Raw genomic sequence first — 15,157 nt, forward strand, 5'->3', positions numbered from 1 at the left:
GGGCGGGCCGGGCCGTCCGGCGCGGCTACAGCTCCGGCCCGTCCCCCGGCCCCTCCTGGTAGGAGTAGCGCTGTTCGCGCCACGGGTCGCCGAGGTTGTGGTAGCCGCGCTCCTCCCAGAAGCCGCGGCGGTCCGCCGTCATGTATTCGATTCCCCGCACCCACTTGGGCCCTTTCCAGGCGTACAGGTGCGGGACGATCAGACGGACCGGGAAGCCGTGCTCGGCGGTGAGCAGCTCACCGGAGCGGTGGGTGGCGAACAGGGACTTGGCGTCGGCGAAATCGGCCAGCTTGAGGTTCGAACTGAATCCGTATTCGGCCCACACCATCACATGGGTGACATCCGGGGCCGGCGGCGCGAGGTCGAGGATCGTCCGGGTGGAGACCCCGCCCCATTCGGCGCCGAGCATGCTGAATTTCGTGACGCAGTGCATGTCGGCCACAACGGTCGTATAAGGCAGCGCGGCGAATTCCTCGTGCGTCCAGCAGTGCTTGTCGCCGTCCGCGGTGGCGCCGAAAGCGCGGAACTCCCAGCGTTCGGGCCGGAATTTCGGCACCGGGCCGTAGTGCGTGACCGGCCATCCCCGTTGCAGTCGCTGCCCCGGAGGCAGCTGAGGATGCTCCGCTTCGCGGCTTTCGGGCTGACCCATGCCGTCCATGGTGTCAGACCCTCGGGTGTGCCGGTGACCAGGGCGGCAGCGATTCGGGCAACTCGTACTAAGCGTGCACTTACTGGACGCCCAGCTCACGACGGTGCAAGGATGCGCGGCACCTGCCAGTACTCGCGTGGAAGGAGCCCGCTGTCATGCAGGGCGACCCCGAGGTCATCGAATTCCTCAACGAGCAGCTGACCGCCGAGCTGACCGCCATCAACCAGTACTTCCTGCACGCGAAGATGCAGGAGAACTTCGGCTGGACCAAGCTGGCCAAGTACACCCGGCACGAGTCGTTCGACGAGATGAAGCATGCGGAGATCCTCACGGATCGCATCCTCTTCCTGGACGGCCTGCCCAACTACCAGCGACTCTTCCACGTCCGGGTGGGCCAGACCGTCACCGAGATGTTCCAGGCGGACCGGCAGATCGAGGTGGAGGCCATCGACCGCCTCAAGCGGGGCATCGACGTGATGCGGACCAAGGGGGACATCACCTCGGCCAACATCTTCGAGTCCATCCTGGCCGACGAGGAGCACCACATCGACTATCTGGACACCCAGCTGGACCTGATCGAGAAGCTCGGTGAGCCGCTGTACCTCGCCCAGGTGATCGAGCAGCCGGAGGGCTGAGGCGGTCTGCTGAAACGGTCCGCTCAAGCGAACCGTTCCTTCAGCCGGGCCGTACGGACGGGCCGCACGGAAAGGCAGTCCGGGCGGCGCCGCGTCGGCCTGCCGTGCCCCGGGGTGGCTTCAGGCTGCTTCCGGCAGGGCGCCGGGGGCCGCGTCGGGTGCCGCCTGCGGCGTGATGTCGTACGGACCGCGCGTCCCGGCTGCCGTACCCGCGGCCGCCTCGCCGGACGGCTCGGCGCCGAGCGGTTCGGGGGCGCCCCGGTCGATCAGCTCGCGCCGGGGGCACGTGCCCCGGCCGAGCAGCGCCTGGATGCGGCGGACGCAGCCGCCGCAGTCGGTGCCGGCCTTGCTGGCGGAGGCGATCTGGCGCGGGGTGCAGGCACCGGACTCCGCGTGCTCACGGACCTGCTGCTCCGTGATGCCGAAGCACGAGCAGACGTACACGCGGGTCACCTCCGTCGATCTGTTCCGCAGTGAGGTTACCCTTACCTTACCCGGGACGAAAGTCCGCTAACAACGCCGATGGGGCGCGGATCCTGTGATCCGCGCCCCATCGGTGCGTACGTACGGCCCGGCCGGGCCGGTGGCTCACTGGTCCCGGTACATCTCCGCCACCAGGAACGCAAGGTCCAGCGACTGGCTGCGGTTGAGCCGCGGGTCGCAGGCGGTCTCGTAGCGCTGGTGCAGGTCGTCGACGAAGATCTCGTCGCCGCCGCCCACGCACTCGGTGACGTCGTCGCCGGTCAGCTCGACGTGGATGCCGCCCGGGTGCGTACCGAGGCTCTTGTGCACCTCGAAGAAGCCCTTGACCTCGTCCAGCACGTCGTCGAAGCGCCGGGTCTTGTGCCCGGAGGCGGCCTCGAAGGTGTTGCCGTGCATCGGGTCGCAGATCCAGGCGACCTGCGCGCCGGAGGCGGTGACCTTCTCGACCAGCTCGGGCAGCTTGCCGCGGATCTTGTCCGCGCCCATGCGGGTGATGAAGGTCAGCCGGCCCGGCTCCCGCTCCGGGTCGAGGCGCTCGATGAGCGTGAGCGCGTCCTCGGCGGTCGTCGTCGGGCCCAGCTTGACGCCGATCGGGTTGCGGATACGGGAGGCGAACTCGATGTGCGCGCCGTCCAGTTGCCGGGTGCGCTCGCCGATCCAGACCATGTGGCCGGAGACGTCGTAGAGGTCGCCGGTACGCGAGTCGGTACGGGTCAGCGCGGACTCGTAGTCCAGCACCAGCGCCTCGTGGGAGGCGTAGAACTCGACCGTCTTGAACTCCTCCGGGTCCACCCCGCAGGCGTTCATGAAGTTCATCGCCCGGTCGATCTCGCGCGCCAGCGCCTCGTACCGCTGCCCGGACGGGGAGGACTTCACGAAGTCCTGGTTCCAGGCGTGCACCTGGCGCAGGTCGGCGTAGCCGCCGGTGGTGAAGGCCCGTACCAGGTTCAGCGTCGCGGCGGAGGCGTGGTACATCCGCTTCAGGCGCTGCGGGTCCGGGATGCGGGCCGCCTCGGTGAACTCGAAGCCGTTGACGGAGTCGCCGCGGTAGGTCGGCAGCGTCACCCCGTCGCGGGTCTCGGTGGGCTTGGAGCGCGGCTTGCTGTACTGGCCCGCGATCCGGCCGACCTTGACGACCGGGACCGACCCGGCGTACGTGAGGACCGCGCCCATCTGGAGCAGGGTCTTGAGCTTGTTGCGGATGTGCTCGGCGGAGACGGCGTCGAACGCTTCCGCGCAGTCGCCGCCCTGCAGCAGGAACGCCTCGCCGCGGGCGACCGCTCCCAGGCGCTCGCGCAGCTGGTCGCACTCGCCGGCGAAGACGAGCGGCGGATAGGACTCCAGCTCGGCGATCACATCGCGCAGAGCCTCTTGGTCCGGCCATTCGGGCTGCTGCGCCGCGGGCAGGTCTCGCCAGGTGTTGCCACCGGCGTGGATTTCAGCGTTCACGGTCACGCGTCAACTTTACGGGGTCCGGACGGGGGTCCATCTCGCCGACCGGGATGTGAGACGAAGGTCCCACTCCCGTGGACCGCCGGGGGCTCGCGCCCGGCCCGGTGGTGCGCCCGCGCGACTCGGTCCGGTACCGAGTCCTCCGGGGCGCCGCGGGCGAGGGCGGCCAGTGTGCGCAGCGCGTACGCCAGGTCGTCGGGGGCCGGGGCGGCGAGGGCGACCCGGACGGCGTTGGGGGCGGGCGCGGCGCCGTGCGTGCCCCCCGCGCCGACGGCGAACGCGGCGGCCGGGGTGACGGCGATGCCGTGCCGGGCGGCGGCCGCGAGGAACGTCTCGGCCCGCCACCCCTCGGGCAGCTCCCACCAGGCGAAGTAGGAGGCCGGGTCGGCCCGTACCCGGTAGCCGTCGAGATGCTCGCGCAGCAGTGCCTGCCGGGCCGCGGCGTCCCGGCGCTTGGCCTCGACGACCGTGGTCACCACGCCGTCCAGCAGCCAGCGGACGGTGGCCTCCAGGGCGAAGCCCCCGGCCGTCCAGCCCCCGGAGCGCAGGGCGGCCGCGACCCGGTCGGCGGACGCGGGCGGCGCGAGGACCAGTCCGGCGGTCAGGCCGGGCGCCAGGCGCTTGGAAAGGCTGTCTACCAGGAGGGTGCGCTCGGGGGCCAGGGCGGCCAGCGGCGGAAGACCGGCCTGCCGACCGTCGTCCAGGAGGAAGGACCACACGGCGTCCTCGACGGCCCACAGGTCCAGGGCGCGCAGCGTTTCGGCCAGCTCGGCGCGGCGCCCGGCGGGCATGGTCACGCCGAGCGGGTTGTGCAGCGTCGGCTGGAGGTAGAGGGCATGCAGCGGGGCGCCGCGGTGGGCCGCGCGTACGGCGTCCGGGTGCAGTCCGTACGCGTCCCCGGCGAGCGGTACGAGGGTGACACCGAGGCGGGCGGCGACGGACTTGACCAGCGGATAGGTGAGCGCTTCGACGCCGAGGCGGCCGCCGGGCGGCACCAGCGCGGCGAGCGCGCCCGCGATGGCCTGGCGGCCGTTGCCCGCGAACAGCAGGCCGGCGGGGTCGGGGCGGAAGTCCCCGCGGGTGAGGAGGGCGGCGAAGCCTTCGCGGGCGGGCGCGGAGCCGGTCGCGGGGGCGACGGCCAGGGCCGCGCTCAGCACGTCGGGACGCAGCAGGGGCTCCAGTCCGCGGGCCAGGAGGGCGGCCTGCCCGGGGACCTCGGGGTAGTTGAGTTCGAGGTTGACGCGGGTGCGGCGGGCGGGGTCGGCGGGTTCGGCGAGCGCGGGTCCGGGGGCGTGCTGGGCGGCGCGTACGTACGTGCCGCGCCCGACCTCGCCGACGGTCAGCCCGCGGCGGGCCAGTTCGCGGTAGACGCGGGCGGCGGTGGAGGCGGCGATGCCGTGGGCGCGGGCGAAGGCGCGCTGGGTGGCGAGCCGGTCGCCGGGGCGCAGGCGCCCGGCGGCGAGGTCGGCCGCGACGGCGTCGGCGATGCGCCGGTAGTCCTCCACGGGCCCTCCCGGCCGTCACTCCTGGCGTCGACCATTGCACCGAGTGCAATGTTTTTATTGCACCGAGATGGTGCCCGCCCTAGCATCGAGCTGTCAACAGGCCGGCCGCCAAGAACCTACGGACAGGGGCGAGTTGTGCTGTGTACAGCCATCGTCAACGGCATCACCACCACGTACGAGGACACCGGCGAAGCGGCCGGAGAAACGATCCTTCTGATCCATGGGCACCCCTTCGACCACACGATGTGGACCCCGCAGACCACCGCGCTGGCCGCCGCCGGCCACCGCGTCCTCGTACCGGACCTGCGCGGCTACGGCGCCACTCGGGTCGTACCGGGCACGACCCGCCTGGAGACCTTCGCCACCGACCTCGCCGCGCTCCTGGACCACCTCGGGGTGACGGACCGGATCGTCCTCGGCGGCCTGTCCATGGGCGGCCAGATCGCCATGGAGTGCGCCCGCCGCTTCCCGGAACGGCTGCGCGCCCTCGTCCTCGCCGACACCTTCGCCCGCGCCGAGACCCCCGAGGGCCGCCGGGCCCGCAACGCCATGGCCGACCGGCTGCTGCGCGAAGGGATGCGCGGTTACACGGAAGAGGTCCTGGACAAGATGGTCTCGCCGCGCACCCTCGCCATCCGGCCCGCCGTCGCGGAGCACGTACGGCGCATGATGCTCGGCGCGCCGCCCGAGGGCGCCGCCGCCGCACTGCGCGGGCGCGCGGAACGCCCCGACTACGCCGCCTCCTTGGCCCGCCTCGCCGTACCGGCCCTCGTCCTGACCGGCCGCGACGACACCTACACCCCGGTCCCCGATGCCGAGTTCCTGCGCGACCGCATCCCGGACGCGCGCCTGGCCGTCATCGAGGACGCCGCCCACCTGCCCAACCTCGAACAGCCCGACGCCTTCACCTCCGCGCTCACCGCCTTCCTCGCGGCGCTGCCGGAGCGCGTCGGGTAGGGTGACGCCCATGCACGCGCAACCGGCCAGGACCATGAACTGGTGGTGGACCGCTCATCCGGCGGCCCACTGATCGCGCGTAACCACTGACATCGCGAAGGCCGCCCCGAGGGGCGGCCTTCCGTGGTGTACGGGCCGTTCCTCCCTCCCGGAAGGAACCGCCGACATGCCTCGCTCCACCACCGACGCCGGCACCACCGACGTCCTGCGCCGCCTGCTGTCCCCCGGCTGCCCGCCGTTCGCCCTGCTGCACCGCCGTACACCCGGCCGTCCCGCCGCCGACACCGCCGGCACCGTCGGCACCGTCGAAGTACTGGTCGGCGAGGTGACCGAGGTGTCACGGCTGGACGGCATCCCGCTCGGCGACGGCGTGCCGGACAGCGGCACCGCGGTCACCGACGCCCTCGCACTCGTCCCGTTCCGGCAGATCCGCGAGCGCGGGTTCGATGTCCGCGACGACGGCACCCCCCTGGCGGTGCTGCGCCCGGACGAGGCGTACGAGCTGCCGCTGGACGAGGTGCTGGCGGAACTCCCCGCCCACGCGGTGCGGGTGACGGACGGCGCCTTCGACGTCTCCGACGACGCGTACGCCGGGACCGTCGAGCGGGTCCTGCGGGACGAGATCGGGACCGGCGAGGGCGCCAACTTCGTCATCCGGCGCACCTTCCAGGGCGGCATCCCGGACTTCGGCACGGCCGACGCGCTGGCCCTGTTCCGGCGGCTGCTGGCCGGTGAGCGCGGCGCGTACTGGACGTACGTCGTGCACCGGCCGGGCGTGCGCACGCTGGTCGGCGCCAGCCCCGAGGTGCACGTACGGATGTCCGGCGGGACGGTCGTGATGAACCCGATCAGCGGCACCTACCGCTACCCGGACGGGGGCCCGAGCGCGGAGCACCTGCTGGAGTTCCTGGGCGACCGCAAGGAGGTGGAGGAGCTGTCCATGGTCGTGGACGAGGAGCTGAAGATGATGTGCACCGTCGGCGACAAGGGCGGTGTGGTGGTCGGGCCGCGCCTCAAGGAGATGGCGCACCTCGCGCACACGGAGTACGAGCTGCGCGGGCGCTCCTCGCTCGACGTGCGTCAGGTGCTGAAGGAGACGATGTTCGCCGCGACCGTCGTCGGTTCGCCGGTGCAGAACGCCTGCCGGGTGATCGAACGCCACGAGGCCGACGGGCGCGGCTACTACGCGGGGGCGCTGGCACTGATCGGGCGGGACGCGGGCGGCGCGCAGACGCTGGACTCGCCGATCCTGATCCGTACGGCGGACATCGACGCGGACGGCGGACTGCGGGTGGCGGTCGGCGCCACCCTCGTACGGGCCTCCGATCCGCACGCCGAGGTCGCCGAGACGCACGCCAAGGCCGCCGGGGTGCTGACCGCCCTCGGCGTGCGCCCCGCGCCGGACCGCACGGAGGAGACCGCCGGGCGGCCCCGGCTGGCCGACGACCCGCGGGTGCGGGCCGCGCTCGACGCCCGCCGCGCGGACCTCGCACCCTTCTGGCTGCGGATGCAGAGCACCGCGCCGACCGCCGCGCTGTCCGGCCACGCGCTGGTGATCGACGCGGAGGACACCTTCACCGCGATGCTGGCGCACCTGCTGCGCACCTCGGGGCTGACGGTGACCGTGCGCCGGTACGACGAGCCGGGGCTGCGGGAGGCCGCGGCGGCCCACGAGGGGCCGGTCGTGCTCGGCCCCGGCCCCGGCGACCCGTCGGACGCCGCCGACCCGAAGATGCGGCTGCTGCGCGCCCTGACCGCGCAGCTCGTCCGCGACCACCGGCACGGGCTGCTCGGCGTCTGCCTCGGGCACGAGCTGATCGCCGCGGAGCTGGGTCTGGAGATCGTGCGCAAGGAGGTGCCGTTCCAGGGCGCGCAGGAGCGCATCGACTTCTTCGGCCGTCCGGAGACCGTCGGTTTCTACAACACCTTCACGGCCCGCTGCGACGAGGCGGCGGTGGCCGAACTGGCCATGCACCGGGTCGAGCTGAGCCGGGACACGGACTCCGGCGAGGTGCATGCGCTGCGCGGTCCCGGGTTCGCGGGCGTGCAGTTCCACCCGGAGTCCGTGCTGACGCTGGACGGGGCGGCGATCACCGCCCAGTTGCTGGCCGCTGTCCTGGTGTGACCAGGAGGTTCTCGTTGGTGCGGCCGGCCAGGTAGTCCTCGACGTTGCGTACGGTGGCGTCGAGGATCTGGCCGACCGCGTCCCCGGTGAAGTACGCCTGGTGCGAGGTGACGAGCACGTTCCCGAAGGTCATCAGGCGGGCGAGGGTGTCGTCGTGGACGACTTCGAGGGACTTGTCGAAGAAGAAGAGCCCGGCCTCCTCCTCGTAGACGTCCAGACCGACACCGCCGAGCCGGCCGGCCTTGAGGGTCTCCACCAGCGCCGCGGTGTCGACGAGGCCGCCGCGGCTGGAGTTGACCAGGATCGCGTCGTCCTTCATGGCGGCCAGCGCGGCGGCGTCGACGAGGTGGCGGGTCGACTCCATGAGCGGTACGTGCAGGCTGATCAGGTCCGACTCGGCGAACAGCCGGTCCTGGCCGACGTACGTCATGCCCAGTTCGGCGCAGCGGGGGTTCTCGACGAGGTCCCAGCCCAGCAGCTTCATGCCGAAGCCGTGGGCGATCCGGGTGAACGCCTCGCCGATCTTGCCGGTGCCGAGCACGCCGGCGGTGCGGCCGTGCAGGTCGCGGCCCATCAGCCCGTCGAGGCGGAAGTCGAAGTTCCGGGTGCGGTTGGCGGCCCGTACGATCCGGCGGTCGACGGCCAGGGCCAGGCCCCAGGCGAACTCCGCGACCGAGTACGGCGAGTAGGCGGAGACCCGGCCGACGGTCAGTCCGAGGTCGGCCGCGGCCTCCAGGTCGATGTTGTTGTAGCCGGTGGCGCGCTGGGCGATCATCTTCGTGCCGCCGACCGCCAGCGACTGGAGCACCTCGGCGTTCAGGTCGGCGTTGACGCTGACGCTGACGACCTCGTGGCCCGCGGCGATGGGGGCGGTGTCACGGTTGAGGAAGACGTCGAGGCAGCGGACCTGGTGACGGCCGTCGAAGGCCCGTACCAGCAGCGGCCGCTCGTCCGCCTGCACGCCGAACGCGATGATCTCCACGGTGTCTCCCGACGTTGCCGGTCATGCGGTCCGGTCACCGCCGCCCGTTTCGGGGCATTTACGGTGACAGGGCCGAATATACGGCGCGGGGCGCGCCCCGGCCGCCCGTCCGACGCGTACGGCGACGTACGGGCGCGGACGGGCGCGCACGAGGACGTACGGGCGCGTACGGCGCCGTACGGCGGGACCTGCCGCTCCCCCGGCCCCGCCACCGGCCCCGGCCGCGCGCCACCCACCGGCCGGGCTCAGCCGAAGAAGACCCCGGCCTCCGCGTACAGCTTCGGATCGACGGTCTTGAGCTTCGCGGTCGCCTCCGCCAGCGGCACCCGGACGATGTCCGTGCCGCGCAGGGCGACCATCGTGCCGAAGTCGCCGTCCCGCACCGCGTCGATCGCGTGCAGGCCGAAGCGGGTGGCCAGCCAGCGGTCGAAGGCGCTGGGCGTGCCGCCGCGCTGGGTGTGGCCGAGCACCGTCGTACGGGCCTCCTTGCCCGTACGGTCCTCGATCTCCTTGGCCAGCCACTCGCCCACGCCCGACAGCCGCACATGCCCGAACGAGTCCGTCGACCCGTCCTTGAGGACCATCTGGCCGTCCTTGGGCATGGCCCCCTCGGCGATCACCACGATCGGCGCGTACCGCACCTTGAAGCGGGACTCGATCCAGGCGCAGACCTGGTCGATGTCGAAGCGCTGCTCGGGAATGAGGATGACGTTGGCGCCGCCGGCCAGGCCGGAGTGGAGCGCGATCCAGCCCGCGTGCCGGCCCATGACCTCGACGACCAACACCCGCATGTGCGACTCGGCGGTGGTGTGCAGCCGGTCGATGGCCTCGGTGGCGACGCCGACGGCGGTGTCGAAGCCGAAGGTGTAGTCGGTGGCGGACAGGTCGTTGTCGATCGTCTTGGGCACGCCGACGCAGGGCACGCCGTACTCGCCGGAGAGCCGGGCCGCGACGCCGAGGGTGTCCTCGCCGCCGATCGTGATCAGTGCCTCGACCTCCTCCTTGGCGAGGGTGTCCTTGATCCGGCGGATGCCGTCCTGCTGCTTGAGGGGGTTGGTCCGCGAGGAGCCGAGGACCGTGCCGCCGCGGGGCAGGATGCCGCGTACGGCGGGGATGTCGAGCGGTACCGTGTCGCCTTCCAGGGGCCCGCGCCAGCCGTCCCGGAAGCCGACGAAGTCGTAGCCGTACTCCTGGACACCCTTGCGCACCACGCCTCGGATGACCGCGTTGAGACCGGGGCAGTCACCGCCGCCGGTCAGTACTCCGACCCGCATCGCTTCTTCACCTTCATCCCGTGAGGGGCCGCGCACCCGCCGGTGGCCGCGCGCGGCCGTGCTGTGCCGACGCCGGTCACGCTAATGGTGATGCACGTCACCCCGGGATGGGGAGGAAAGCGAATTCCCCGGAAATGCCGGGGACTTGACGCAATGCGTTCACTCGTACGAGCGCATTGCGCCTACGGGGCCGGTGCCCTCGCGACCCCCCGGACGGCGAGGGCCGGGCTTCTAGACCTCGTCCAGGCCCCGTTCTATCGCATACCGGACCAGTTCGACGCGGTTGTGGAGCTGGAGCTTGCCCAGGGTGTTCTGCACGTGGTTCTGGACCGTGCGGTGCGAGATGACCAGCCGGTCGGCGATCTGCTTGTACGACAGGCCCTTGGCGACCAGGCGCAGCACCTCGGTCTCCCGCTCGGTCAGCCGCGGCGCGCCCGGCTCGTCCTCGGCGGCCGGGACGGGCTCGGTCGCCAGCCGGCGGTACTCCCCCAGCACCAGCCCGGCCAGGCCCGGCGTGAACACCGGGTCGCCGGCCGCCGTACGGCGCACCGCGTCCAACAGCTCCTCGGTACTGGCCGACTTGAGCAGGTAGCCCGTCGCGCCGGACTTGACGGCCTCCAGCACGTCGGCGTGCTCGCCGCTGGCGGAGAGCACCAGCACCCGCAGGGCGGGGTGGGTGCCGACCACCTCCCGGCAGACCTCCACGCCGGGCAGGCCCGGCAGGTTCAGGTCCAGGACGAGGACGTCGGGTGCCGCGGCCTGCGCGCGGCGCACCGCCTGCGGCCCGTCCCCGGCCGTCGCCACCACGTCGTACCCGGCCTCGGCCAGATCGCGGGCGACCGCGTCCCGCCACATCGGGTGGTCGTCGACCACCATCACCTTCACGTCCTGCGGCTCGCTCACGCCGTGCTCCTCCCCCGTTTCCGGCCCTCGGGCACGCCGCCCTTGGGGACTTTCAGCTCCACTTCCGTGCCCTGGCCGGGGACCGAGATCCAGTCGGCGCTGCCGCCCAGGTCCCGCAGCCGGCCGCGGATCGACAGGGCCACCCCCAGCCGGCCCTCGCGCTCGGCGTCCGCGAGGCGGCCTTCGGGAATGCCGGGGCCGTCGTCCCGCACCGTCACGACCACCTCGTCCGGCTCGTCCTCCACCAGGATCCACGCCTGTGCCTCGGCCCCCGCGTGCACCCTGACATTGTCCAACGCGGCACTGACAGCGGCCGCCAGCTCCGCGGCGGCCACCGCCGGGAGCACGACCGGACCGCCCGGCTCGGAGAACGTGACGCGCGCACCGGCGTGCGGCGCGAGCAGGGCCCGTACGTCGCACGGCCCGGCGTCGGGGCCGTCCTCGGCGCACGGCACCGGCGCGGCCAGTGCCTCCTGAGGGGTGCGGACCGCCTCCTCCCCGGCGGCGGGGACGGCCGTACCGGACGGCGGGGTCAGCCCGCTGGAGACCAGCGTGCGCAGCGCGACCTCCTGCTCCCCCGCCATCCGGCCCAGTTCGGCGGCCTCGCCGCCGATCGCGGCACCGCGCCGCTGCACCATCGCCAGGACCTGCAGGACGCTGTCGTGGATGTCCCGGGCCAGCCGCTCCCGCTCACGGGTGGCGGCCTCGATCTGGAGGGCGCGGGCGAGGGTGCGCTCACTGGCGCGGGCCACCTCGACCACGTAACCGATGGCGACGCTCGCCACCCACACCAGGACGACGTTGTGGATGGTGTCGCGGGCGAGTTCCTGGCGTTCGACCAGATTGACGACGGCGACCAGCGCGGAGGCCACCGCGGCCCAGCGCCAGCCGCCCTTGATGGCGAAGCCGAGCACCGCGCCCGCCGTCCAGATGGAGGGCAGGGTCGCCGCGCCGTCCATGATCCGCTCGTGGCTGTCCGCCACCAGGGTGAGCAGGATGCCGCCGAGCGCGAAGGACAGGTCGCCGATGAGGAAGGCGCGGGTGCAGCGCTCCGCCGAGGTCGTACGGCGCCAGGTGAAGGCCATCCACACGGTCAGCGCCGTCATGTAGGCGGCGGCGACGAGGGGATGCGCGTACTTCTTGTAGGAGAACACGAACAGGACCAGGACGTAGGCCAGGGTCAGGACGCGGTACCCGGTCAGCGCCCGCCACAGCGGGAGCTCCACCGACATCCGGACCACCCGTTGCGGCCGCCCTTTACCCTGGCCCGCCGCCGCGCCGGCCGCGGGCCGTATCTCTGCCTCTGCCATTTCGCCCCCCACCCCTGTGCCGGGGCGCGCCTACGCCCCGGTGCCGGTCCTGCCCTGCCGGTCCGCGGCCGGCGCGGCCCGCCGCTTGCCGGTCCTGGCCGCCGTCCCTGCTTTCTCGGCCTTCTCGGCTTTCTCGGCCTTCTCCGCCTCGGCCTTCTTCTTGGCCGCGTCCGCGATCTGCCGCTTGGCGGCGGTCGCGTAGATGTCCACGTACTCCTGGCCCGACAGCTTCATGATCTCGTACATGACCTCGTCGGTCACCGAGCGCAGGATGAAGCGGTCGCCCTCCATGCCGTGGTACCGGCTGAAGTCCAGCGGCTTGCCGATCCGGATACCGGGCCGGATCATCTTCGGCATCACCTTGCCGGGCGGCTGCACCTTCTCCGTGTCGATCATCGCGACGGGGATGACCGGGGCGCCGGTGGCCAGCGCCACCCGGGCCAGGCCGCCGGGCTTGCCGCGGTAGAGCCGGCCGTCCGGCGAGCGGGTGCCCTCCGGGTAGATGCCGAACAGCTCACCGCGCTCCAGCACCTCGATGCCGCTCTTGATCGCCGCCTCGCCCGCGCCCCGCGCGCCCGAGCGGTCCACCGGCAGCTGGCCCACGCCCTTGAAGAAGGCGGCGGTCAGCTTGCCCTTGACGCCCGGCGAGGTGAAGTACTCGGCCTTGGCGATGAAGGTGACCTTGCGGTCGAGCACCGCGGGCAGGAAGAAGGAGTCCGAGAAGGAGAGATGGTTGCTCGCCAGGATCGCGGGTCCCGTTGCGGGGATGTTCTCCAGGCCCTCCACCCAGGGACGGAAAGCCAGCTTCAGCGATCCGCCGATGGAAAACTTCATTGCGCCGTAGATCAACCCACTGCCTCCTGTGTGTGACGCAAAGACCTTAACCTGCCCCGGCGCCCCCCTCTTCTCGGCGGCCCGCCCGCCGACGGCTCCACCCGGCCCGCCCTCCCGGCGGCTCCGTACGCCGGGGCACCCGTACGGAGCGCACGGTCACCGCGCGCGCGGGGCGCACGAGCGGGCTCCGCGGGGGCCTTCGGACCTATCCGCCCGGCGCCGCTCCGCGTAGGCTTCCAGTAACCCGCGCAACCCGTTGCCGCCCGGCCCCTCACCGATCGGAGTCCCCCGGTGCCGCTGCTTCCCGGAGCCGAGCCGTTCCGCCGCGACGGCGGCCGGACCGGCGTCCTCGTCTGCCACGGTTTCACCGGCTCCCCCCAGTCCGTACGCCCCTGGGCCGAGTACCTGGCCGACCGCGGCCTGACGGTCTCGCTCCCCCTGCTGCCAGGACACGGCACCCGCTGGCAGGACATGCAGCTCACCACCTGGCAGGACTGGTACGCCGAGGTCGACCGCGAGCTGCGGTCGCTGTCCGAACGGTGCGAGCAGGTCTTCGTCTGCGGCCTGTCGATGGGCGGCGCGCTGGCACTGCGGCTGGCCGAGGTGCACGGCCCCGCCGTCAGCGGCCTGGTGCTGGTCAATCCGGGCAACAAGGTGCACGACGCGGCCGCCCCGCTGCTGCCGGTGCTGCGGCACCTGATCCGTACGACCAAGGGCGTGGCGAACGACATCGCCAAGCCGGGGTCCGTCGAGACCGGTTACGGCCGGGTGCCACTGCACGCCGCGCACTCGCTGCGCCGTCTCTTCCAGCTCGTCGACGCCGAACTGCCCCGGGTCACCCAGCCGTTGCTGGTACTGACCAGCCCGCAGGACCACGTCGTGCCGCCCGCCGACTCCGAGCGCATCCTGAGCCGGGTGTCCTCCAAGGATGTACGGCAGACGCTGCTGGAGCGCAGCTACCACGTCGCCACGCTCGACCACGACGCCGAGCGGATCTTCGAGGACACCTACGACTTCATCGCCCGTCTGGCACCGAGCGTGCGCACGGGCGTGGAGAGTGAGGAGACGGCCACCGGTGGAGGAGCGTAGCCCCCGCGACCCGCTGGACGAGGAAGCCGCCTGGGCCGAGATCGTGGCCGGGTACGGCAAGGCGCCCGCCTTCCCGGACGAGGACGGGCCGGTCTCCAGCACGGGCCCGAAGACGGCCGGCGGGCCGTCCGACAGCGGCGGCACGGACAGCGGGCCGGACCGCGCCGACGTGGGCGGGGCAGGTGAAGACCGTGCCGGCCTGGGCAGGACGGGTGAGGACCGCGCCGACGGCGGGCGGCGGTCCGACGGCAAGCCTCCCGAGAAGACCGGCCCGGGACGCCCGGACCGTACGGAACGCGCTGATCACACCGACCGTCCGGACCCAGCGGACCGCACCGACCGGGACGACGGCGGCCTGACGGTCGAGGAGCGGCCGCGCAGCGAGCCCTCCCCCGGCGCCCCGGACAGGCCCGGCGCGAACGGCGTGGGCAGCTTCGTGGTCTTCGCGCCCGGCGTCGGCCCGCGCGACTGGTCGGCGGCCGAGGCGTCCGACGACGAGCCCGACGGGACGGACGAGGGGCACTTCGTGCCGCCCGAGCCGCCTCCGCTGCCCAAGGCCGACGTGACGACCAAGTTCGCCTGGATCGCGGTGCTCGGCGGGCCGCTGCTGCTGGTGCTCATGGTGCTGTTGCAGCAGCCCGTCACCTGGTGGATGACGTTGCTGGGCATCGGCGGCTTCCTGGGCGGCTTCGCGACGCTGGTGGCCCGGATGAAGCACGACGACGAGGACGACGAGGAGCTGCCGGGCGGCGGCGCGGTCGTATGACCGCACCGGCCGCCGCCCACGGCCGTACCGCCGTCCCCCGCACGCCCCGGGATTCACCCTCGCGCGCCAGGTGTCCTGACCGACGTTGACGCCGCGAACGGGGAGGATCACGCCGAGTATCCGGCCGTGTTCCCGGGAGGACCCCCGTGCGCCATCCGCTCTCGTCGTCATGCCCCCGTCCACGTCGTCGCGT

15 protein-coding genes are annotated in these 15,157 nt (G+C 72.6%); 6 read left to right on the top strand and 9 right to left on the bottom strand.

Annotated features, from left to right (window positions below):
- Positions 1 to 25 precede the first annotated feature (25 nt).
- Complete coding sequence (locus ACZ4QV_RS24785) at positions 26 to 649, bottom strand: sulfite oxidase-like oxidoreductase (RefSeq protein ID WP_467763415.1); 624 nt, start codon at positions 647 to 649, stop codon at positions 26 to 28.
- A gap of 155 nt (positions 650 to 804) precedes the next feature.
- On the opposite strand from ACZ4QV_RS24785, the gene bfr reads away from it, so the two are divergent.
- Positions 805 to 1,284, top strand: a complete 480-nt coding sequence (bfr, locus tag ACZ4QV_RS24790; protein WP_030020883.1) for a bacterioferritin — start codon at positions 805 to 807, stop codon at positions 1,282 to 1,284.
- Between the two features lie 120 nt (positions 1,285 to 1,404).
- Here bfr and ACZ4QV_RS24795 read toward each other — a convergent pair whose 3' ends face one another.
- The 3 genes from ACZ4QV_RS24795 to ACZ4QV_RS24805 all read right to left on the bottom strand — a co-directional run bounded on the left by ACZ4QV_RS24795 (position 1,405) and on the right by ACZ4QV_RS24805 (position 4,724).
- Positions 1,405 to 1,728, bottom strand: a complete 324-nt coding sequence (locus ACZ4QV_RS24795; protein ID WP_361145149.1) for a (2Fe-2S)-binding protein — start codon at positions 1,726 to 1,728, stop codon at positions 1,405 to 1,407.
- A 144-nt stretch (positions 1,729 to 1,872) separates the two neighbouring features.
- A complete protein-coding gene (locus tag ACZ4QV_RS24800; RefSeq protein ID WP_467763416.1) occupies positions 1,873 to 3,222 on the bottom strand; it encodes a class II 3-deoxy-7-phosphoheptulonate synthase in 1,350 nt (449 codons plus the stop codon).
- On the bottom strand, positions 3,219 to 4,724 hold the full coding sequence (locus ACZ4QV_RS24805; protein ID WP_467763417.1) for an aminotransferase-like domain-containing protein: 1,506 nt from the start codon (positions 4,722 to 4,724) through the stop codon (positions 3,219 to 3,221). The genes ACZ4QV_RS24800 and ACZ4QV_RS24805 overlap by 4 nt, the downstream gene beginning before the upstream one ends.
- A gap of 135 nt (positions 4,725 to 4,859) precedes the next feature.
- Between ACZ4QV_RS24805 and ACZ4QV_RS24810 the strand changes: the two genes are divergently transcribed.
- The 3 genes from ACZ4QV_RS24810 to ACZ4QV_RS24820 all read left to right on the top strand — a co-directional run bounded on the left by ACZ4QV_RS24810 (position 4,860) and on the right by ACZ4QV_RS24820 (position 7,806).
- Complete coding sequence (locus ACZ4QV_RS24810; protein ID WP_361142990.1) at positions 4,860 to 5,681, top strand: alpha/beta fold hydrolase; 822 nt, start codon at positions 4,860 to 4,862, stop codon at positions 5,679 to 5,681.
- A gap of 10 nt (positions 5,682 to 5,691) precedes the next feature.
- On the top strand, positions 5,692 to 5,754 hold the full coding sequence (locus ACZ4QV_RS24815; RefSeq protein WP_361145153.1) for a trp operon leader peptide: 63 nt from the start codon (positions 5,692 to 5,694) through the stop codon (positions 5,752 to 5,754).
- Positions 5,755 to 5,847: 93 nt separating this feature from the next.
- Positions 5,848 to 7,806, top strand: a complete 1,959-nt coding sequence (locus tag ACZ4QV_RS24820) for an anthranilate synthase family protein (RefSeq protein WP_467763418.1) — start codon at positions 5,848 to 5,850, stop codon at positions 7,804 to 7,806.
- Here the strand turns inward: ACZ4QV_RS24820 and ACZ4QV_RS24825 are convergent.
- From ACZ4QV_RS24825 to ACZ4QV_RS24845, 5 genes are all read right to left on the bottom strand, one after another.
- Complete coding sequence (locus tag ACZ4QV_RS24825) at positions 7,772 to 8,788, bottom strand: 2-hydroxyacid dehydrogenase (RefSeq protein WP_361142996.1); 1,017 nt, start codon at positions 8,786 to 8,788, stop codon at positions 7,772 to 7,774. The two genes, ACZ4QV_RS24820 and ACZ4QV_RS24825, sit on opposite strands and share 35 nt — an antisense overlap.
- Positions 8,789 to 9,033: 245 nt before the next feature.
- Positions 9,034 to 10,062, bottom strand: a complete 1,029-nt coding sequence (locus ACZ4QV_RS24830; protein WP_361142999.1) for a 6-phosphofructokinase — start codon at positions 10,060 to 10,062, stop codon at positions 9,034 to 9,036.
- Between the two features lie 231 nt (positions 10,063 to 10,293).
- Positions 10,294 to 10,938 carry a response regulator gene (locus ACZ4QV_RS24835; RefSeq protein WP_467763449.1) on the bottom strand — a complete coding sequence of 215 codons (645 nt, stop codon included), beginning with the start codon at positions 10,936 to 10,938 and terminating at the stop codon, positions 10,294 to 10,296.
- A 23-nt stretch (positions 10,939 to 10,961) separates the two neighbouring features.
- Entirely contained in the window at positions 10,962 to 12,197 is a 1,236-nt protein-coding gene (macS, locus tag ACZ4QV_RS24840) for a MacS family sensor histidine kinase (protein ID WP_467763419.1), read from the bottom strand.
- A gap of 108 nt (positions 12,198 to 12,305) precedes the next feature.
- The gene (locus ACZ4QV_RS24845; RefSeq protein WP_361143007.1) at positions 12,306 to 13,109 is read right to left on the bottom strand and encodes a lysophospholipid acyltransferase family protein; all 804 of its coding nucleotides are present in this window, start codon (positions 13,107 to 13,109) and stop codon (positions 12,306 to 12,308) included.
- A 291-nt stretch (positions 13,110 to 13,400) separates the two neighbouring features.
- Here ACZ4QV_RS24845 and ACZ4QV_RS24850 point away from each other — a divergent pair, with 291 nt between their 5' ends.
- Both ACZ4QV_RS24850 and ACZ4QV_RS24855 read left to right on the top strand, forming a co-directional pair.
- A complete protein-coding gene (locus ACZ4QV_RS24850) occupies positions 13,401 to 14,198 on the top strand; it encodes an alpha/beta hydrolase (protein WP_361876048.1) in 798 nt (265 codons plus the stop codon).
- A complete protein-coding gene (locus ACZ4QV_RS24855) occupies positions 14,185 to 14,964 on the top strand; it encodes a hypothetical protein (protein WP_361143012.1) in 780 nt (259 codons plus the stop codon). Before ACZ4QV_RS24850 ends, ACZ4QV_RS24855 begins: the two co-directional genes overlap by 14 nt.
- Positions 14,965 to 15,157 lie beyond the last annotated feature (193 nt).

Source organism: Streptomyces sp. NPDC026394, assembly GCF_055567735.1.